This is a genomic window from Aeromonas lacus (assembly GCF_000764665.1).
Taxonomy (GTDB): domain Bacteria; phylum Pseudomonadota; class Gammaproteobacteria; order Enterobacterales; family Aeromonadaceae; genus Aeromonas; species Aeromonas lacus.
In genome coordinates this window covers 1-723 of sequence record NZ_JRGM01000120.1, presented here as the reverse complement: position 1 = coordinate 723, position 723 = coordinate 1, and the positions used below count along the sequence as shown (strand labels likewise).

The 723-nt window shown below is 54.6% G+C and carries 1 protein-coding gene and 1 tRNA gene; one reads left to right on the top strand and one right to left on the bottom strand.

Annotated features, from left to right (window positions below; genetic code table 11):
* Positions 1-375: transposase (locus LG31_RS20430; RefSeq protein ID WP_152598354.1), on the top strand; the 375-nt coding region annotated here is incomplete at its 5' end.
* Positions 376-577: 202 nt separating this feature from the next.
* Here LG31_RS20430 and LG31_RS0107860 read toward each other — a convergent pair.
* Positions 578-664 (bottom strand) — tRNA-Leu (locus LG31_RS0107860).
* Positions 665-723 lie beyond the last annotated feature (59 nt).

Here is a 723-nt window from a genome sequence, read left to right as displayed (position 1 = left end):
CCACTGCGGCGCAAGCTGGGGCGTGTTTATGCGGATGGTGCCTATGACAGCAAAGCCAGCCATCAGCTTATCTCGCGCAAAGGGGCGACTGCCTGTATCCCGCCTCGCAAGAGCGCGGGGTTATGGAAAAAGGGGCCCCCAAGAAATGACGCAGTGCTGGTGATGCGCAAGGAAGGGCTGGCGCACTGGAAGAAGATATCGGGGTATCACCGTCGCTCACTGGCAGAGACGGCGACGTATCGGTTCAAGCAGTTGCTGGCGGGGAAGATGAATCTGCGTAACTACAACGGCCAAGTGGGAGAAGTCATGGCGTATGTAAGCGCCATAAACAAAGTGAACACTCTGGGTCTGCCCTTTAGACTGCCCCGAGTGTAACGGCTACTTGGGGCTGGGGAAGATGCGTTCTTACAGCTGATTTGGACAACAACGCCTACAGAACGCTAAAAGCCTGCCTTCAGCAGGCTTTGTTGTTATGAAGCTGTAGACTCGACACAATCGCTGTCGCCACTTTGTCGCCATTTAGGCAAAAGAAAAAGGCCACTATTTCTAGTGGCCTTTCGTAACTCTTTGATTTCAATGGTGCCCGAGGCCGGAATCGAACCGGCACGACGCGAACGTCGAGGGATTTTAAATCCCTTGTGTCTACCGATTTCACCACTCGGGCACCGTAATCGGTATCAAGCTCGCGCCGCGGGCTTGTCAATATGGAGGCACGTTCCGGAG